At 61.7% G+C, this 18636-nt stretch carries 15 protein-coding genes; 8 read left to right on the forward strand and 7 right to left on the reverse strand.

The genetic code is table 11. The features are described from left to right. The 3 genes from SB753_RS00005 to SB753_RS00015 form a co-directional block, all read right to left on the reverse strand. Nucleotides 1-914 (reverse strand): lipocalin-like domain-containing protein (locus SB753_RS00005; RefSeq protein ID WP_410799583.1); only part of this gene is annotated, 914 nt, incomplete at its 3' end. A gap of 158 nt (nt 915-1072) precedes the next feature. Continuing rightward, nucleotides 1073-3646 (reverse strand): FtsX-like permease family protein, encoded by a 2574-nt coding sequence (locus SB753_RS00010; protein ID WP_410798379.1) that lies wholly within the window; start codon nt 3644-3646, stop codon nt 1073-1075. Continuing rightward, nucleotides 3633-4382: an ABC transporter ATP-binding protein gene (locus SB753_RS00015; protein WP_410798380.1), complete on the reverse strand. Its 750-nt coding sequence runs from the start codon at nt 4380-4382 to the stop codon at nt 3633-3635. The genes SB753_RS00010 and SB753_RS00015 overlap by 14 nt, the downstream gene beginning before the upstream one ends. A gap of 648 nt (nt 4383-5030) precedes the next feature. Here SB753_RS00015 and SB753_RS00020 point away from each other — a divergent pair. Beyond that, nucleotides 5031-6584, forward strand: coding sequence for an NADH-quinone oxidoreductase subunit M (locus SB753_RS00020; protein WP_410798381.1), 1554 nt, complete (start codon nt 5031-5033; stop codon nt 6582-6584). Between the two features lie 121 nt (nt 6585-6705). Continuing rightward, the gene (locus SB753_RS00025; RefSeq protein WP_020067473.1) at nt 6706-7098 is read left to right on the forward strand and encodes a carboxymuconolactone decarboxylase family protein; all 393 of its coding nucleotides are present in this window, start codon (nt 6706-6708) and stop codon (nt 7096-7098) included. Between the two features lie 6 nt (nt 7099-7104). Here SB753_RS00025 and SB753_RS00030 read toward each other — a convergent pair whose 3' ends face one another. From SB753_RS00030 to SB753_RS00040, 3 genes are all read right to left on the reverse strand, one after another. Continuing rightward, nucleotides 7105-7794 carry an HAD family hydrolase gene (locus SB753_RS00030; RefSeq protein WP_408174067.1) on the reverse strand — a complete coding sequence of 230 codons (690 nt, stop codon included), beginning with the start codon at nt 7792-7794 and terminating at the stop codon, nt 7105-7107. A 94-nt stretch (nt 7795-7888) separates the two neighbouring features. Further along, nucleotides 7889-9340 carry a cytochrome-c peroxidase gene (locus tag SB753_RS00035; RefSeq protein WP_410798382.1) on the reverse strand — a complete coding sequence of 484 codons (1452 nt, stop codon included), beginning with the start codon at nt 9338-9340 and terminating at the stop codon, nt 7889-7891. 210 nt (nt 9341-9550) lie between these two features. Then, complete coding sequence (locus SB753_RS00040) at nt 9551-11332, reverse strand: alkaline phosphatase family protein (RefSeq protein WP_410798384.1); 1782 nt, start codon at nt 11330-11332, stop codon at nt 9551-9553. 380 nt (nt 11333-11712) lie between these two features. On the opposite strand from SB753_RS00040, the gene SB753_RS00045 reads away from it, so the two are divergent. Then, entirely contained in the window at nt 11713-12729 is a 1017-nt protein-coding gene (locus SB753_RS00045; protein WP_088176225.1) for an SDR family oxidoreductase, read from the forward strand. Nucleotides 12730-12929: 200 nt separating this feature from the next. Here the strand turns inward: SB753_RS00045 and SB753_RS00050 are convergent, their stop codons facing one another. Then, nucleotides 12930-13298 (reverse strand): BON domain-containing protein, encoded by a 369-nt coding sequence (locus tag SB753_RS00050; RefSeq protein WP_020067479.1) that lies wholly within the window; start codon nt 13296-13298, stop codon nt 12930-12932. 328 nt (nt 13299-13626) lie between these two features. Here SB753_RS00050 and SB753_RS00055 point away from each other — a divergent pair, with 328 nt between their 5' ends. The 5 genes from SB753_RS00055 (at nt 13627) to SB753_RS00075 (ending at nt 18552) form a co-directional block, all read left to right on the forward strand. Beyond that, on the forward strand, nt 13627-13944 hold the full coding sequence (locus tag SB753_RS00055; protein ID WP_020067480.1) for a hypothetical protein: 318 nt from the start codon (nt 13627-13629) through the stop codon (nt 13942-13944). A 461-nt stretch (nt 13945-14405) separates the two neighbouring features. Then, nucleotides 14406-15587 carry a glycine betaine/L-proline ABC transporter ATP-binding protein gene (locus SB753_RS00060; protein ID WP_020067481.1) on the forward strand — a complete coding sequence of 394 codons (1182 nt, stop codon included), beginning with the start codon at nt 14406-14408 and terminating at the stop codon, nt 15585-15587. Next, nucleotides 15580-16482, forward strand: coding sequence for a choline ABC transporter permease subunit (gene choW / locus SB753_RS00065; protein ID WP_087750794.1), 903 nt, complete (start codon nt 15580-15582; stop codon nt 16480-16482). Before SB753_RS00060 ends, choW begins: the two co-directional genes overlap by 8 nt. A 7-nt stretch (nt 16483-16489) precedes the next feature. Then, nucleotides 16490-17488, forward strand: a complete 999-nt coding sequence (locus tag SB753_RS00070) for a GlxA family transcriptional regulator (RefSeq protein WP_087750793.1) — start codon at nt 16490-16492, stop codon at nt 17486-17488. A 119-nt stretch (nt 17489-17607) separates the two neighbouring features. Continuing rightward, on the forward strand, nt 17608-18552 hold the full coding sequence (locus SB753_RS00075; RefSeq protein WP_408130568.1) for a choline ABC transporter substrate-binding protein: 945 nt from the start codon (nt 17608-17610) through the stop codon (nt 18550-18552). The last annotated feature ends 84 nt before the right edge of the window (nt 18553-18636 follow it).

Below are 18636 nucleotides of genomic sequence, written 5' to 3' on the forward strand. Positions count from 1 at the left end.
TCGTCCATCAGCGGATCCAGTTGCCATGTCAGCGCACCGGTTCGCACCGACATCGACACCGGGTACGACGTGTTCGTGCGCGGCGAGCGCCATGTGCGACGGGGCGTGAAGTCGACCTCGTTCGGAGCGAACGACGTGACTCGTCCGTCGCGCTCGCGCAATGCCGCATGCGCCCACATCGCATGTCCGTCGCGGCTTCGCACCTTGAAGGCCATCAGTGCCGAACCGTCGGAGAGATTCGCGCCCAGCCAGTCCCATCCCACGGCATTCGCGTCGAGCAATGTGGTCGACCACTCATGATCGAGCCATGCAACGCCCGTCACGGCAGTGTCTCCATGGGATGAATCACCATTGGCGCCCGGTCGCCGCACGCTGCCCGTCACGCGCAATTGCGGCTCGCTGTAGTAGTAACTGGCCTGTTCCGCCCGCGGGCCTTTGCGTGAGTAGCCATGTTCGCCCTGAACCAAAGGCGCTTGCGTCGGCGTTAGCTCGAGATGCAACGCGAACTCGCCGGCATCGGCGGTGACATCGTAGCGGCCATCGGCGGCACGAACCATTTTCCACGTGTCGAGCTTGACGTCGGTATTCGCAGGCTTCGCATAGGCGAGGCCGAATCCTTCGCGGCCAATCCGCTGATCGTGCACGAGGTGGCCGAGTACAGGATCGCTCAACGCGGCGTGCGCGATGATCAATTGGGAAGGCGCAAAAGCACTGGGATCGGCGGCATCGTGTCCCGTTGCCGAACGGAAGAACGTGATCTGAAAACCGAGCGGCCGATTATCGGGCGTAGTCAGCCAGCCGGTGGCGTACCACCACTCGGTGCGAAAATCGGCATGAGCGCCGGTGTCCATCGGCAGCACGATCTGATGGTCTTTCGTGACAGCGGCGAATTCCGGCGTTGCGGCAAAGACCATGTTGGCCGACAAGGCGAACGCGCCGACAACGAACAAATGTGGAACCCGTGGCCGAGTCCGACGAAAACGCGCGACCGAAACCTCGTTCCCCGCGTTCGCCAAATGCATGGATTGAAGCGCCATCGATTGAAGCGCCAATAACCGGCGCAAAGCTCGCATCACCAGTCCTCCTTGACCGCGCGCACTGCATCCACGGAAACGGCGCCACGTCCTGCAATCACCGCTGTCGAACACGACGACGCGAGCATCACGACCGCAACGGTGGCCAGCATCGTCCACGGAACATGCAGCGACATGCTCCAGTGAAACGACTGCGGATTGACGACGAATACAAGAATCAGACTGATCGCGAAGCCGAGAGCAAAACCCATTGCGATACCGCACGCGGTGAGCATGCCGCCTTCGAGCGCGAGGATCGCGAGGATTTGCGAGCGCGTCACGCCGACATGCCGCAGCATGCCGAACTCGCGAGCGCGTGCGAGCGTCTGCGCCGAAAATGTTGCGGCCACGCCGAACAAGCCGATGACGATAGCGACCGCCTCCAGCAGATATGTGACTGCAAAACTTCGGTCGAATATCACGAGCGTGCGCGCGCGAATGGCGCCCGGTTGCGAGATGTCCAACCTCGCGCCGAAAGGCAGTGCACGCAACCCGGCTATCGTGCGCTCAATGCTCGAACCTCGCTCGACGGTAACCGCGACATCGGTAGCGCTCGTGTCGGCGGTGAGGCGACGGTAGTCGGCAAGCCGTATCTGGATCGCGCCCGTCTGCCGAGCGTAATCGCGCCATACGCCGGCCACCACGAACACATTTGCGCGCTCGCCGATGGGCAAGCGAATACGCTGCCCGGGCTTATAACCATATAGATCCACCATTGCTTCGGACACCCAAACAGGTGTTTCAGCGCTTTGCAGGTCGCGCGGCGTAAGCACAGGTCCCGTCATTTGCAGATTTGCACCCGGATCGGTTGCGTCGATCTCGCGTGCGAGAATCGCGACGTCCGGGCGCGCCGGGTCGAGCGTGATATGTGAAGTGCGTGCGAACGCCGCCCTTGCAATGCCCGGCACCGCTGCAAGCCGCGTCTGTTCAGCGGGACTCAAGCCGCCTGTGTCGCCGTTTTCCGCGACGCGCGCGTAAAGATCAGCCGACAGTAGATGAACCAGCCAGTCTTCGACGGACACGCGAAAGCTCGCCACCATGATCGCCATCGCCACGATCAGCGCGAAACTCGACAACACGCCGCCCATTGCAATCGACGCATGACCCGGCGCATTCGCGAGACGCGCGAGCGCAAGCGTACTGGCCGCGCCGGCCCGTGCGCGCGATGCGAACCCCCGGCTCGCTACGCCAAAAATGAGAGCGGTGACCCGCGGCATCAATGCAATTCCGCCGATCAGCAGTAGCGCGACGGCCACATAACCGCCAATCGGCGCGTCGAACCACGGCGGCGCCTGCGTGAGAAGCGCGGCGATAATCAGGCACAAGAGGGCGGGCCACGGCGTGGCGAGCCGCGCGAGCGCCCCTTCTTCGGCACCGGCCTTGAGTGCGGAAGCGGGCCGTGCGCGCGCCGCTTCCAGTGCCGGCGCGAGGCTGCCGAGAACTGCCACGGCGATGCCGAGCGTCAGGAAAATCGCAGTTGCGACTGGTTCGAAGCCGACCTGCGGCTGCACGCCGGGAAAGTAGCCGCCGCCGAGATCGCTGCCAAAAAAACGCAACGCGCCGGCAGCGAGTGCATAACCGAGCGCGAGGCCGCATAGCGAACCGAGCAAGCCGAGCAGCGCGCCTTCCAGCAGGATCTGACGCAGCAGTTGGCCACGCGTCAGTCCGAGTACGCGCAGCATCGCAAACTGCGCGCGACGACGTACCACGCTGAGCGCCTGCGTCGAGAACACGAGGAACGCCCCGGTGAAAAGCGCGACCAGCGCGAGCACGTTCATGTTGATTCGATAGGCGCGCGACAGCCGGTCCGTGCGGCTCTCGACGTCACGCGCTTCGGCGACGACCCATTGGCTGCCCAGCTCATTTTGCAGATCGCGTTTGAAGCGCTCGCGGTCGACACCACGCTCAAGCTGCACGTCGACGCGCGAAAGCTTGCCGACCTTGCCGAACTTCCATTGAACCGCGGCAATATCCATGATCGCGAGCCGTTGACCCGGCCTTGTTCTCACGATGCCGCCGGCCACATGCAAGTGCACGATCGACGTGCCGCTCTGGAGCGCCACCTGATCCCCGGTCTTCACGTGCAACCATTCTTGCGCGGCGGTCGAGAGAAATACGGCGTCGGACGCGAGCGTGTCGAAAGGCTGTCCGCTCGACGGCACGCCCGTCAGGTCCGGCGCAATGCGGCTTGCCTTGAACACGTCGATGCCGAGCACGGGCAAAGCCGCGTTCTGTCCCGGCACCGTGACGTCTAGCGCAAGAACGGGACTCGCAAGCGCGACACCTCTTTGCGTGGCGAGGCGCGGATAGATCGACTCGTCGAGTAGCGGCTGAGCGCCGCGCACCTGCAGATCGGCTTGGCCGGAGAGGCTGCGCGCCGCAGCGGAGAACTCGTTGAAGGCTGCGCTGTTGATCAGTTGCACAGCGTAACCGAGCGCCACACCCAACGCGATGGTTGCGATCGCAACCAGCGCGCGTGCCCGATGACTGCGCCATTCCGCAGCGAGCAGCCAGCGCGCGAGTATGCGATGTCCGCGTCCGGGCGCGGAGCGCTGCGAGTCAGCGGGCGTCATCGGTTGAACGGGCAGTGGTTCGCGCGCCGTGTTGCACCTGTGAAGACGCCGGCACTTCCGACGCGGCATGCAAGCCGCCATCGCTGAGAATCATGATGCGGTCGGCGACGGCGGCAGCGGCCTCCGAGTGCGTCACCATCATCGTGGCCGCGCCGGTCGCCTTGCTTTGCGCACGAAACAACGCGAGCACGCCGTGGGCGGTATCGGGATCGAGGTTGCCCGTTGGTTCGTCGGCGAGGATCAGAGTAGGGCGATGGACCAGGGCGCGCGCGATAGCAACGCGTTGCATTTCGCCACCGGACAGTTGCCGCGGAAAGTCGTCACCGCGGCCTTCGAGTCCGACTGCCGCGAGCATGTCGAGCGCCGCGGAAGAGGGCAACTCGTTTAGCAGCAGAGGCAGCGCGACATTCTGCGCGAGCGTCAAATGCGGCAGCACGTGAAACGCCTGAAACACAAAGCCGAGTTTTTGCCTGCGCAGACGCGTCGCGGCATTGTCGTCGAGACGCGACACGGCATGGCCGCCGATCATCACATCGCCGCTGTCCGCCTGATCGAGACCGGCGATCAGATTCAGCAGCGTCGATTTGCCGACGCCTGAGTCGCCCATGATCGCGACGAATTCGCCGGGCGCGAGCGTGAAGTCGAGATTTGCGAGCACGACGCGGCCCGCGCCGTAGGTCTTGCTAAGCCCGCGGCACTCGAGCGCGGGAACGACACCTTCGTGAGAAAACACCATGCAAGGTCCGGAGAATGAGGTCGACGCGGCTGCATCCGCTCGCTGAATGCGCGGCCTTCGATATGTTGGCCGCCAAAGTATATTCGGCTTCTGTAAGGCGCGTCGGCGCATCCGCTCCTCGTGTGAAGCATGCGATCGGCGACGGTTTTCCTGACACGGCACCTCGTTCCGCGCCTGCACCTGCATAAAAAATATTTCTGTCCAATACAGCGGGTCCCTGCAGATCGGTGCGCGAAAAGACCCATACGCGGCGCTGTCGAACGCATTCCGTGTGCCTCGTTGACGAAATCGCCATTGCTCACGTCGTGAACTGACCGCAAATGGTCGTCAAAAGCGTGCTTCTGCGGGAAATTCGCGGGGCCGCGAAGAATCCGCAGCCCGTTTGTGCAGGTGCACATTTTTCCGGCTTGTGCAAGAGAAGCGACCGCAATAAGTCATTGTCTAGGGCATCAGCGCAATGTTGCGCTGCAAAACTATTCTTATCTTGGTAATCTCCCACCTCGTCGTTCGACTGCGGGTAAACGTGTAGTCGAGCGAAGTCTGCACACGTCGCCCCTGCTGGCCCCGAACCCTACATATTCGCTTCAATGCTTTCGAAATGGAAAGTGTTGGTGCGGCGTTTTGTACTTCAAGTTTTCGACAGCGCACATGCCATTGCCTCTCCTTAGTCTGCTTATCTGGATCCCTATCGTTGCCGGCCTCGTCGTTTTGCGAGCCGGGTCGGACACGGCTCGCGGCCGTACGCGGTGGCTCGCATTGATCGGCGCGTTTGCGGGCTTCGTACCCGTGATTCCGCTGGTCGCGAATTTCCGCAACGAAGCGACGTCGATGCAATTCGTCGAAAACGTCAGATGGTCGCCGACTTTCGATATCGCGTGGCACGTCGGCGTCGACGGCATTTCGCTGTGGCTCGTCGCATTGACCGCGCTGACGACGATCATCATCGTGATCGCCTCGTGGGAGTCGATCACCGAGCGCACTGCGCAGTACTTCGGCGCATTCCTGATGTTGTCCGGTTTCATGCAGGGCGTGTTTACGTCGCTCGACGGCATGATGTTCTTCGTCTCGTTCGAAGCAACGTTGATTCCGCTCTATTTGCTGATCGGCACATGGGGGCACTCCAATCGGTCATATGCCGCGGTGAAGTTCTTCTTCGTGTCGTTCCTTGGCTCGCTGATGATGCTGATGTCGATGCTGTATCTGTACAGCCAGACGCATAGCTTCGACCTCGCGCTGTGGCGGGAAACGCGCCTTGGCACCATGCCGCAAGTACTGATCTTTCTCGGCTTCCTCGCGGCATTCGGCGTGAAGGTGCCCATGTGGCCGCTTCATACCTGGTTGCCCGACGTTCACCTCGACGGCCCCACGGGCGCTGCCGTGATGATCGGCATGCTCAAACTCGGCGGCTACGGCCTGCTGCGTTTCGCGTTGCCGATTGCACCGCAGGCAAGCCACTTTTTCGCGCCGATGATAATCACGCTGTCGCTCGTCGCGGTGATCTATTCGAGTCTTCTCGCGCTCGTGCAGACCGACATGCGCCGCCTGCTCGCGTATTCGACGGTGGCGCACATGGGCCTCGTCACGCTCGGTCTGTTCGTCTTCAACCGTATCGGTCAGGCCGGCGCGATCGTGCAGATGCTGTCGTACGGCGTGGTGTCCGGGGCGATGCTGTTGTGCACGGGCATGCTCTACGATCGCACGAAAACGGCTGCGATCGCCGAGTACGGCGGCGTTGCCAACACCATGCCGCGTTTCGCCGCGTTCGTGATGTTGTTTTCGATGGCGAATGTCGGCCTGCCGGGCACGTCGGGTTTCGTCGGCGAATTCATGGTGCTGATGGGCGCGATTCGCTTTAACTTCTGGATCGGCGCAATGGCGGCGTCTACGCTGATTCTGAGCGCGGCCTACACGTTGTGGATGTATAAGCGCGTAATTTTTGGCGCGATTGCGAATGCGCGTGTTGGCAACCTGAAAGATGTCGGCAAGCGCGAATTCGTGTTGCTCGGCGCAATGGCGCTGCTGGTGCTCGCAATCGGACTGGATCCGAAGCCTTTCACCGACGCCATCGACCCGTCGGTCGGTACGTTGCTGGCGCAATCGGAGCGCTCCACGCGTCCGGAGCCGATGCCTCGCGATGGCGGTGAACACCTGCAAGCAGCCGCCCCCGCAGCGGTCGTTGCAGCGACGCGTACGCCAGGGTGACAGGGCCAGTGTGAATGCCGGAATAGTCGATTCCAGTTCGGCAAAATGCGCGCACAATAGATGCCGCATATGCCGAACTGAGCACGAATCGCACTTTCATGCAGTCACAACAGGAGAGCCCATGAGTCAGCAGAAAGCCGTGGAGTATTCCGCAGCATCGCCCGAAGTCAAAGCTGTGTACGACGATATCAAGCAGACGCGTCAGGTCGACGACGTCAACAACTTCTGGAAGTACATCGCGCAGCATCCGCCGACGCTCGCGCGCACGTGGGACAGTCTGAAAGACGTGATGAAGCCCGGCGCGCTCGATCCGTTAATGAAAGAGCTGCTCTACGTGGCCGTAAGCGTGACGAACAACTGTGGTTATTGCGTTGCGAGTCACACGGCCGCGGCTCGTCGTGCGGGTATGACCGACGAGATGTTTGGCGAACTGCTCGCAGTAGTTGGCATGGCTAACGAAACGAACCGCCTCGCGGTGGGGTATCGCGTGCCGATCGACGCAGCGTTCGAGTAGGCCGATTCACGCCTTTCCGCGCCACGCGGCAAGCAAACCGGGTAAGTCGTTCATGTCCCGAAACACCTGAGCCACGCCGACTGCCTGCAATGCGGCAGCGCTGCTATGCCCGAATTCGTTCGGGCAGTAACCGAATACCGTCGCGCCGGCTGCAACGCCGGCAGTCGCACCTGTCACCGTGTCTTCGACAATGGCGCAGTGCGCCGGGTCCACATCCAGCGCCGCCGCTGCGGCGAGATACACATCGGGGAACGGCTTGCTGCGCGGTGTTTCGTGACCGCTGAAGATGCGTCCCTCGAAGCAGTCCAGGATCTCCGCCTTGGCCAATTGCAATTCGACTTTGATCCGATCGGCACCGGAAGCAACGGCGATTCGTCCCTTCAATGATGCGTGAAGCGAACGTACCGCTGTCGCTGCGCCCGGTATCGCGGTCAGTTCCTTTTCGAGCGCTGCATTGCGGCGCGCGCGAAATTGCATCAGCCAGTCGGTCGTGATCGCAACGCCAGTGCGTGCTTCGATCAGCGGCGCTTCGTCCTTCACCGCCTTGCCGACGAAAATACGCATCGTCTCTTCAATGCTCAGGTGCCAGCCCAACTCGCCCAGCATCTCGGTGAGTACGCGGTTAGTGATCGGCTCTGAGTCGACGAGCACGCCGTCGCAATCGAACAGTACGGCGTGAAACGGGAAATCGGCCATCGGGAAGAGTGGGAAGAGATCGCGGAACGGGAGAGCATACAACAACGCGCCGCGTGGCGCTGCGCGCTTGCATGGCCGCGCGCAGCGCGAAGAGTCACGATCCCTTGGCGTCGAACCCGTCACTCAAGGTCTTCATGAACGCAATAATGTCCTGAATATCCTGATCCGTCATTGCAGGCTGATCTCCGAATTTGCGATCGAACGGTGCGTCGGACACATCTACATTCGCGTGAAATTGCGGCGGCAGATCGTTGTACTTTTGCACCTTGCCCGATGCATCGCGCGGATAGATCTTTTCCGGCGACGTATTACGCAGATTGTAGAAGTCCATCACCTGCTTCAGGTCGTGATACACGCCGTTGTGAAAGAACACCTTGCGGTTCGCGACATTGCGTAGCGTGGGTGTGAGGAACATGCCGCAATACTGCGTCTGTTTCGCGAGATCTCCACGAAACGGCCCACATACCCCCATATCGAAGAACTTTGGATCTTTATTCGCGGGAATGGCCGGATTGCGCGGCACACCCAGCGCTTCGTATTGCGTATCGGTAAACACTGGCGGCAAGCCGTCCTTGCTCGGCTGACTCAGGTGGCAGCCCGCGCAATTCGCTTTGTCCTTGTCGTTGAACAATTGCAGGCCGTGCAGTTCGGCATGCGTGAGGCGAGTTTTGCCTTCCAGCCAGTAGTCGTACTTACTCGTGAACGCGTGGAATGACGGATCTTCGATCTGATAACGCCCCACCGCGAACATGGCCTCTGAAATCAGCAGGCTCGGATTGCCGACAATGGCCGGCCCGAACATCTGCTTGAACTGGTCGATGTACTTCGTCTGCAGCAGCTTGCGCGCGACGTCTTCGGGCGTTTTGTTGGCCATTTCGACGGGATTCGTCAGTGGACCGATTGCCTGGTCCTGCAAAGTATCGGCGCGGCCGTCCCAGAAGAGCCCGCCCTGCGGCACCATTGCCGGAGCGGCAGGCGCGGCGAGAGCGGTCTTTTGCGCGCGCGCGACGCCGCTTGCCTGCGAAGCGAGTTGCGTCAGATCCACCGGCACATCCGTGTCGCCCTGGTCGGGACCAATGCTGAACGGCGCCTGACGATAGAGATACGTGAGCGATGGCGGCGGACGAAAACCCGCGTCGGTCATATGCGCGCCGCCGAGCTGAACAGGAAACGCGTTATCCGGCGCGTACGAATTCTTCGGCGAGTGGCACGACGCGCAAGACTGCGTGCCGGAAGCCGACAGCGACTGGTCGAAAAAAATCTCCTTGCCGAGCAGTGCCACCGCGCTCAGCGGCGCGCTTGCCGGACGCAAAAGATGCACCGGTCGAGGGTTCGCGCCTGTGAGGTCTTCAACGATCGCGCCGACTGCGGCCGGCATCCGCTCCGGATAAACAAGCGCATATGCGCTGAGCGCGACGGCCGCAATAGCGATGCAGGCGGCGCTTCGCGCAAGCAGCCGGAGCGCTGAGCGGCGCGTGAGAACGGGACCGGGTTCGCCGCCCGCTGGAAGAGTCGGCGGCAGGGCGGCGTCTGGAGCTTGGTTCATGGCGGTCGTGACAATAGTTCTTCTGATGCGATCAAAAGGGCAAATCGAGCCAGCACATATGCACTGGCTCGACGCCGACTACGCTTTGCTGCAAGCCGTGCTCTGCGTCATGACACCGCGTTCGTCAGCGATGCGCGCGAGATACTCGCGCATCGCATGAACGTCGCTTGCCTGATCGCAAGCTTCTGCACGGCTCGTGACCAGCTCAGGTCAGATTGCCGGCGCTTGCGCCAGCGTCGTACCGAGGTTCTGGTCCAGATAGAGCGGCGCGTTGTTGCCCGAGCCCGCGAAGTCGAACATGTTCATGATGCTGCCCGCAGTGGCGTCGAACGAACCGCCGCCAATGCGTTGACCGCTAAGCCAGTTATCCTCGATGAACTTCACGACCGATGCCTGAGTAATCGGCGTGTCGTCGACGAAGTTCGCCTTCGCCCACGGCGAGACCACGATAAACGGCGTGCGCGTACCCGGACCGCAACGGCCGTTCACCGCGCCGCCGTTCACGCCCTGCGGCTGCACTGCGCCCGCGGCCGTACACTGGCCTGCCGCGCTCAGGTTGTCGCTGCCCGCCACCGTCTTGCCGCCTGCCGATTGCGGCGTCGTCGAGTCGAACGACGAGCTCGTAGGCGCCTTGTAGCGATGGTCGTACCAGCCGTCCGAATCGTCGTAGGCGATGATCACGGCGGTGTTCTTCCAGTCAGGCTGCTGCTGCAGGAAGTTGATGACCTTCGTGACGAAAGCCTGTTCGTCGATCGGGTCCGAGTTGCCCGGATGGCCGTCCTCGACTGCCGGCGCCTTCAGGAAGTTGACCGACGGATAGTTGCCCGACTTCACCGCGGCAAAGAAGTCGTCGGTGTCGTACTGGTGATGAACCGGCGTTGCGGTGTTGTCGAGCGGATCGGCCGCACCGATCACGGCCGTCGAAGACGGACGCGTATGCGCAAGGTTCGCCGTGCTCGCGTAGTACTGGAACCACGCGTGGTGCTGCACGTAGTCGGTCTTCGTCGCGTTGAGCACCTGCGAGAAGGTCGAGCGGGCGCAGCCCGTTGTGCCGTTCGCGTTGACTGTCTGCAGATTGAAGCCGCCCATGAAGCCGCCCCACGTGATGTTCTTCGCGTTGAGCAGGTCGCCGATGTTCTTGTTGTTCGACGACATCGTGCCCGTCACCGTGCTGCCCGCCGCGGTCGTGCAGACGTCACCGGTCGGGTCGAGGTCGCCGACCATCGTGAAGCCGCCAGCCGAATCCGGAATCGCGTTGCCCGACGTGCCGCCCGAAACGATTACGCCGTTGTTCTGGCCGGAGACGACTGCAAGCGCGCCCGGCGTCGACGGACCGTACGTGTCGGTGTACGCATTCTGGTTCATCGCAAAGTGCTGCGCGTAGTTCCACAGCGCGGTGACGGTGTTGCCGTCGAAGTAGCCGAGCACCTGGCCCTTCGTCGCGAATGCTCCGGTGCTGCCCGCGATCGTCGAACCGGCTGCGGTAAAGAGCGGGAACGAGTCCATTGCGCCGTTGTTATAGGCGAGCTGTTCGGCGGCGTATGCGTGGTTCTGACTGGACGTGTTCGCTTGCGAGCGGTCGAGGCGGAACGGCAACAGATCCGCTGCGGGCAGACCGAGCCCGGCGATAGTCACCAGACCGACCGTGCGGCCTGCGGTATTCGGCGACGTAGGTAGCGCATTCGGGTTGGTCGCGATCAGGTTGTTGCTCGCGAGGTTATTGACCGCCGGCGTGCCTGCAGCCGCCGTGAATTGCGGCTCGCCCACCGGATTCGACGCTTGCGGATAAGTCGCGAAGTAGTGATCGAACGAGACGTTCTCGCCGAAGATCACGACGACGTGCTTGATCGGCGTGGCAGTGGCCAGGGCGTCCTGTGCCGTCACCGACGGTGCCGGCGTCGACGATGCGCCCGGACTGATGCTGTGGTTGCCGCAAGCGGCGAGCGTCAGCAGTGCGGCAAAGGGAATGGGTAACAGGGTTCTACGGAACATGTGACTGGCTCCAGATTCGACTTCGCCGTTCAGCGCTTCCATGATGTACGTGTGGAGTTCGCTGGGGATATTGTTTATTGGAAATAGTGCGGCGCTTGTGGCTGCTCCACGCTGCGGCAACTACAAGCTGCGCGCATTGAAGCATTCGATGATTAAGATTTAAGGGCGTGCATATTACGTTGGCTCTCGATCGCCATTCATTCCGATAACCGTTGCTGTCGTTGTGCTGACGGTGACACTGGCGCGCGGCGGCAGCAAGCGGTAGTTGACTCACTGCGGCCCGGCACGACGGATGCTCCGGCATCCAGACGTAGCTCGCCGGACAGGCCGCCAAAAACGTGCGCTGCCGTGATCCCGTCATCTCTTTCCGAGGATTCGCCATGACAGTGAAGCTCAAACCGGTCGGTCAGCAGGTCATCGTCATCACCGGGGCGACGAGCGGTATCGGACTCGCTACCGCGCGTCTTGCCGCGAGCAAAGGAGCGCGGTTGATGCTGATCGCCCGCGACGAGGAAGCGCTGACCGCGCTCGCGAGGCAACTCGGCGATCAGGGCGCGCTCGTCGACTATGCGGTTGCCGACGTGAGCAACGCCGGGCAATTGCAGGCCGCCGCCGACAAGGCCATTGCGCGCTTCGGCGGCTTCGACACGTGGGTCAACAACGCCGGCGCGTCGATCTACGGCCGTTGCGCCGACGTGCCCATCGACGAGCAGAAAGAGTTGTTCGAGACGAACTTCTGGGGCGTCGTGCAAGGTTCGATGATTGCGCTCGCACACCTGAGGCAGCGCGGCGGTGCGCTGATCAATCTGGGCAGCGAGCTGTCGGACGTCGCGCTGCCGCTGCAGGCCGCATATGTCGCGTCGAAGCACGCAGTAAAGGGCTATACCGACGCATTGCGCATGGAACTGCTGGAAGAGCGCGTGCCGGTTTCAGTTACGCTGATCAAGCCGTCGGGCATTCATACGCAGTTTGTCGAGCATGCCCGCAATCATCTCGACGTGCAGCCAAAGCTGCCGGCGCCGGTCTATGCACCGGATATTGTCGCGAGGGCGATTCTGCATGCGGCGGCCACGCCGGTGCGCGATCTGTATGTCGGCGGTGCATCGGCGGCAATGGTCACGTTCGCGCGTCGAGCGCCCAATCTGTATGACCGCGTGATGGGCCGTCTTGGCATATTGTCGCAACGGACTCAGGAGCCGCCGCACACGGCGGCCGGCAACAACGGCGGCGATGGTGCATTGCGCGAGCGTTCCGAACAGAAGCGCCGGGTGTTTGAGTCGAGCCTGTACACGCAGGCGTCGATGTATCCGCAGCAGACGGCATTGCTTGCCGCGGGCGCAGCGGCCGTGTGGTTGCTCGCGCGTTATGCGCGGTCGTCGCATGGGCGACGCGTATAGGCGAAGAGCCGCGCGTGTGATTCACTTACCAGGATAAAGGGCGGCCAGGAAGAAGGTGGGCAAGACAAAGGGTAGCAAGACAAAGGGTAGCAAGACAAAGGGTAGCGCCTCATAGGCGACAGCAGCGCGGGAGCAGTGCAAGGCGCAACCCTTCGTCGTCCGATGCAATCAGGCGTAATGCCACTGAACGACTCGGGCGATCAGCCTCCGCCGCCGTTCGGGTTGCCGATCGTGAGCTTGTTCGATACGGACTTCACACCGGCGACGCTTTTCGCCACGTCCTCGGCTTGCGGAATCTGGGCGCCGTCAGGCACCGATCCTGTTAGCGTCACTGCGCCGCCGCGAGCCCGCACGAATACGTTCGACACATCGAAGCCCTGCGCTTTTGCCAACGCCTTGCGCACGTCGAGACCGAGCTTGCGGTCCGTCTTTTTCACCGCTTTTGTGCGCGCAGTGGAGGAGTCCGTCATGTCGGACGGCGCCGCATCGCTCGATTGCGCATAGGCGCTCGATGCAGTTGCCAGACACAATGCGATGCCGAGCGTCTTCAAAAGATTGACTGTTTTCACGTTTTCTCCATCCTCGAAAAGTTGATGTCGCTTCGTTGCATGCAAAATAATACGCGCCGGTGAACGGTGTCCGCTCACTGAGAGCATCCTGTCTTGTACAAACGCAATGCCGTGGCGCTCCCGGCGCGCTTAAACAATAGTTCAGCACGCGCGCTCATGCTGGAAAAACTGGCGGTGGCGTCTGTACTGGCAGGCATCAGTGCGCCATATGCAGTTTGGCATTAAGCTCTCAACGGCGAACCGTGCGTTGCATCGCGCACGATCCGCCGAAGAACGATGAGTCGCACATAACCTTGAATGCACTTGCCAACTTAAGAGGGAGTCAGCCATGAAGCGCGTTGCCATCAAACAGATCATGCTGGGCTTTGCGGTTACCGCGATGGTCGCAGCCGGTATGCCACTCGCCGCCGCGCAAACCACGACCGATACAGACGCACAGACCGCGCAACCCGGCGGCGCCAGCGCCGCCAAGCCGACCAAGGCCGAGCGTAAAGCGGCCCGCAAGCAGGCTCGCGCAAAGAAGAATGCAGAGCTCAAGAAGCTGGAGGACGCGGGCTATCAGCCGTCGCGGAACGACCCGAACTATCCGACCGATCTGCAAAATGCGCAGAAGAAGGCGGGCATAGGCACAGGCGCGAGCCAGTAAGCATTAACCCGTAATTCGTGCCACCGGGCAGCGCGATATCGCTGCTGTCCGGCGCAATGCTCTCTCCGGCGCGCGTGGCGCGAACTATCGTTTCGACTGACGAATAACACGCGACTAGACGCCAGAGAAAACTCGGTGTTACGCGGCGACACCAGCGCATGTGATCGTCGCACGGCGTTTTTTTCTGCTCTCGAAACCCTACATTTGGCTTGTAGCGACATCTTCGCCTGGCGCTTTCCATATCGGCGAAACCCTTACCCATCAAGGCTTTTGCGGCGGCTAAACTTCGTCCGTGCGACATGAGTGTCGTATTTCCTCATGTGGTTGTCGCAAATAGTCGGCTAGGCGTACTTTTTTCTGGCAACTATGTATGCACAGCGCGGACGACGTCCGCTCGCAGCTTTGCATGGGACCAGGGTAAGTGTTTTGCACAAACTCTGGCCGACATAGGAGAGCATTCAATGAATTCCCCCAAGGTCGTGGTCGAAGGGCTGTGCAAGGTGTTCGGCACTAACCCGAAACAGGCGCTCGCCATGCTGGCGGGCGGCGCGACGAAAGAAGAAGTCTTCGCGCGGACCGGTCAGATCGTCGGCGTTCACAACGTATCCTTCGAAGTCAAGGAAGGCGAGATCTTCGTGCTAATGGGGCTTTCCGGCTCCGGCAAGTCGACGCTGATCCGCCTGATCAACCGGCTCGTGGAACCGTCGGCGGGCAAGGTGCTGATCGATGGGCGCGACGTGGCCAGCGTGCCGCGCGCCGAATTGACCGCGCTGCGCCGCAAGGACATGAGCATGGTGTTCCAGTCGTTTGCGCTGATGCCGCAACGCACTGTGCTGTCGAACGCAGCGTTTGGGCTCGAAGTGGCAGGCGTCAGCCGCAAAGAACGTGAAGCACGAGCGATGACCGTGCTCGAGCAGGTCGGCCTCGCTCCCTTCGCGGCGAAGCTGCCCGCACAACTGTCGGGCGGCATGCAGCAACGCGTGGGTCTTGCGCGGGCACTCGCGGTCAACCCGTCGTTGATGATCATGGACGAAGCGTTCTCCGCTCTCGATCCGTTAAAGCGCAAGGAAATGCAGAACGTGCTGCTCGATCTGCAACGCGAACAGCAGCGCACGATCCTGTTCGTGTCGCACGATCTTGAAGAAGCCATGCGGATCGGCACACGCATCGCGATCATGGAAGGCGGCAAGGTGGTGCAGATCGGCACGCCGCAGGAGATCATCACGAATCCCGCCGACGATTACGTGCGCGCCTTCTTCGAAGGCATCGACACCAGCCGTTATCTGACGGCCGGCGACCTGATGCAGACCGACGCCGTGCCGCTGATGCATTCGCATTCGCCGCAGATCGACGCGTCGAGCGTGGCCGCCACCTTGAACGGCAGCGCCGACTATGCGTTCGTGCTCGACAGCGAACGCAAGATTCGCGGCTTCGTGTGCCGCGACGAAACAGGCAGCGCGTCGGCGAAACTGAACTACGTCGAATGCATTCGACGCACCACACCGCTAGACGATGTGGTCGAACGCGTGGTCGCGAGCCGCGCGCCTTTGCCGGTCGTCGAAGCAGACGGCTCCTACTGTGGTTCGGTCAACAAGACGAACGTGTTGCACGTTCTTACGCGCCATCGAGGTTCCCATGTCTGAAGTCATTCCACTTGGCGCCTGGGTCGACCACGGCGTCCACTACCTGCTCGACCACGACGCCAAGACTTTCGATTCCATCGGCAAGGTCATCGAGGGTTTTGCAGCGCTGATCGAACAAGGCCTGCAAGCCGTTCCCATGTGGGCGCTGATGGCGTTCTTCGTCGGCATAGGATTGTGGCGGGTGGGCTGGCGTTTCGCGCTCTTCACCTTGCTGGCGATGCTGCTGATCTACGGCACCGGGTTCTGGGATCAGATGGTGATCACGCTCGGCCTCACGCTGTCGTCCACGTTGATCAGCCTCCTGCTCGGCGTGCCGCTCGGCATCTGGACCGCGAAAAGCCGGACCGTCGAAATGATCGTGCGTCCCGTGCTCGACCTGATGCAGACCATGCCCGCGTTCGTCTACCTGATTCCTGCGGCTATGCTGTTCGGCCTCGGCCGCGTGCCCGGCATTCTTTCCACGGTGATCTTCGCCATGCCGCCCGCGGTGCGTCTCACGTCGCTCGGCATCAAGCACGTGAACCGCGAGATCGTCGAAGCAGGGCAGGCGTTCGGTTGCACGCCGTGGCAATTGCTCTACAAGGTGCAGTTTCCCAATGCGCTGCCGTCGATCATGACCGGCGTGAATCAGACCATCATGATGGCGCTCTCGATGGTGATCATTGCGTCGATGGTCGGCGCGGGCGGGCTTGGCAACGACGTGCTCGCCAGTATTCAGCGGCTCGACATCGGGCTCGGCTTCGAAAGCGGACTTTCTGTCGTGATGCTCGCGATCATTCTGGACCGTATCACGGAGAGCTTTGGCCGCTCGCCCGGCATGGCGCGCGCGCCGCTTCTCTCGGGCTTGCGCAGTGTGATGAAGGTGCGCCGCGCGCCGGCGGCGCAGCACAGCTGAGCCGCACATGAAGCGCGACGCGATCACCCAGGTCGAGGCCCCTTCAGATTCGCCGCTTTCCCGGCTCGCGCACGTAGGCTTTCTGACGCTGCCGAACTTTTCGATGATCGCGTTCACGAGCGCGGTCGAGGTGCTCCGCATGGCCAACTACGTGGGCCGCGCGGAGCATTACAGGTGGTCCGTGATCACGCCGGACGGCGAGCCGGCGCGGGCGAGCAACGGTATTACGGTGAAGCCCACCACGACGCTCGAGCAAGCCGGCATGCCGGACGTGCTGATCGTCTGCGCGGGCTGGCAGGTGCGCGACTACGTCAACGAAACGGTGATCGGTTTGCTGCGCGACGTGGCGGCCCAGAACATACCGCTCGGCGGCATTTGCACGGGACCGTATGCGCTACTCGCAGCCGGGCTGCTCGACGGCTATCGCTGTACCGTGCATTGGGAAGATATGTCGCCGCTGCACAAGAGCTACCCGCATGTGCGTTTCGCCGACGAGCTCTTCGTGATCGACCGCGACCGCATGACCTGCACGGGCGGCACCGCGCCGCTCGATCTGATGCTGAAACTGGTTGCCATGCGGCTCGGTCATCCGGTCGCGGCGCAGGTGTCGGAGCAGTTCATCGTGGAAAGAATACGCGGCTCGACCGACTATCAGCACATACCCGTCGACGCCCGCGTCGGTTTCTCGCGTGCCGAACTCATCGAGGTCGTTCGATTGATGGAGGCGAATATCGAAGAGCCTTTATCGCTCGACGAACTCGCGCGGCTCGTGCATCTGTCGCAGCGCCATTTGCAGCGCATGTTCAAGATGTTCCTGAGCGTATCGCCGACGCACTATTACCTCACGTTGCGCCTGCGGCGAGCGCGTGAACTGCTGCGCAATACCGACGCTTCGATCGCTCGCGTCACGGCCGTTTGCGGCTTCCATTCGCCGTGCCATTTCAGCAAGGCGTACCGCGCGCAATTCGGTCATGCGCCGAGCGTCGAGCGGCGACTGTCGGCGTAGGAGGTTCGTGCTTCAAGTTCGGTGACGTGCGTTCGCACGTGCCTCGATGCGCAGCAGGCAGCGTCGAAAAAGTCAGTGTAATAAGCCAGTCAAGCATTCAATCACCCTGAGGAAACGCCATGAAACGTTTGTGGGCTGCGTCGTTGTGCGCGCTGTCTGTGTCGTCCGTTCCTTCGGCTTTCGCCGCCGAACCCGCTACATGCCGCGACGTCCGCTTCGCCGACGTCGGCTGGACCGATATCGCCGCTACGACAGGGCTTGCATCGACGGTGCTCGAAGGACTCGGCTACAAGCCGACCAAGACGATCGCCTCTGTGCCGATTACCTTTGCCGGTGTGAAGAGCAAGCAGATCGACGTATTCCTCGGCTACTGGTCGCCGACCATGGACCCGATGATCGATCCGTTCAAAAAGGCCGGTCAGCTGAGCGTGCTGCCGACGCCGAACCTGACGGGCGCAAAGTACACGCTTGCCGTGCCGGACTACGCGTATCAGGCGGGTATCAAGACGTTCACCGACATCGCGAAGAACTACGACAAGCTCGGTGGCAAGATCTATGGCATCGAGCCGGGTAACGACGGCAATGCGTTGATCAAGAAGATGATTGACAGCAACCAGTATGGGCTCGGCAAGTTCAAGCTCGTGGAGTCGAGCGAGGCGGGCATGCTGGTGGAGGTGAACCGCGCGATCCGCGACAAGAAGCCGATTGTGTTCCTCGGCTGGGAACCGCATCCGATGAACGTGCAGATGAAAATCGATTATCTGTCCGGCGGCGACGACGTGTTCGGTCCGAACTACGGCGAGGCCAAGGTCATGACGGTCACGCCGACCGATTACTCGACACGCTGCCCGAACGTCGCGAAACTCGTGTCGAACCTGCATTTCACGACCGACATCGAGAATCACGTGATGCTGCCGATCATGAACAAGACGGACCCCAACAAGGCCGCGCGCGAGTGGTTGAAGGCGAATCCCTCAGTGCTCGACCAGTGGCTCGCGGGTGTGAAGACGTTCGACGGCAAGGATGGTTTGCCGGCAGTGAAGGCGTATGTGGCGGGGAAGTGATATCGGCTTTTGGCGCCGCTTGATGCGGCGCTAAACCACCTGTTGCAAGGTTTCAGGCTATTAAACAAGGGCCGAAATCAAAGG

This window comes from Paraburkholderia sp. SIMBA_053, assembly GCF_046534895.1.
Taxonomy (GTDB): Bacteria; Pseudomonadota; Gammaproteobacteria; order Burkholderiales; family Burkholderiaceae; genus Paraburkholderia; species Paraburkholderia caledonica.

What these genes read in the sequence shown, in the direction of transcription:
- SB753_RS00010 (WP_410798379.1), bottom strand. Translation starts at nt 3,646, where the DNA reads ATGACGCCCGCTGACTCGCAGCGCTCCGCGCCCGGACGCGGACATCGC.
- SB753_RS00015 (WP_410798380.1), bottom strand. Translation starts at nt 4,382, where the DNA reads ATGGTGTTTTCTCACGAAGGTGTCGTTCCCGCGCTCGAGTGCCGCGGG.
- SB753_RS00020 (WP_410798381.1), top strand. Translation starts at nt 5,031, where the DNA reads ATGCCATTGCCTCTCCTTAGTCTGCTTATCTGGATCCCTATCGTTGCC.
- SB753_RS00025 (WP_020067473.1), top strand. Translation starts at nt 6,706, where the DNA reads ATGAGTCAGCAGAAAGCCGTGGAGTATTCCGCAGCATCGCCCGAAGTC.
- SB753_RS00030 (WP_408174067.1), bottom strand. Translation starts at nt 7,794, where the DNA reads ATGGCCGATTTCCCGTTTCACGCCGTACTGTTCGATTGCGACGGCGTG.
- SB753_RS00035 (WP_410798382.1), bottom strand. Translation starts at nt 9,340, where the DNA reads ATGAACCAAGCTCCAGACGCCGCCCTGCCGCCGACTCTTCCAGCGGGC.
- SB753_RS00040 (WP_410798384.1), bottom strand. Translation starts at nt 11,332, where the DNA reads ATGTTCCGTAGAACCCTGTTACCCATTCCCTTTGCCGCACTGCTGACG.
- SB753_RS00045 (WP_088176225.1), top strand. Translation starts at nt 11,713, where the DNA reads ATGACAGTGAAGCTCAAACCGGTCGGTCAGCAGGTCATCGTCATCACC.
- SB753_RS00055 (WP_020067480.1), top strand. Translation starts at nt 13,627, where the DNA reads ATGAAGCGCGTTGCCATCAAACAGATCATGCTGGGCTTTGCGGTTACC.
- SB753_RS00060 (WP_020067481.1), top strand. Translation starts at nt 14,406, where the DNA reads ATGAATTCCCCCAAGGTCGTGGTCGAAGGGCTGTGCAAGGTGTTCGGC.
- choW (WP_087750794.1), top strand. Translation starts at nt 15,580, where the DNA reads ATGTCTGAAGTCATTCCACTTGGCGCCTGGGTCGACCACGGCGTCCAC.
- SB753_RS00070 (WP_087750793.1), top strand. Translation starts at nt 16,490, where the DNA reads ATGAAGCGCGACGCGATCACCCAGGTCGAGGCCCCTTCAGATTCGCCG.
- SB753_RS00075 (WP_408130568.1), top strand. Translation starts at nt 17,608, where the DNA reads ATGAAACGTTTGTGGGCTGCGTCGTTGTGCGCGCTGTCTGTGTCGTCC.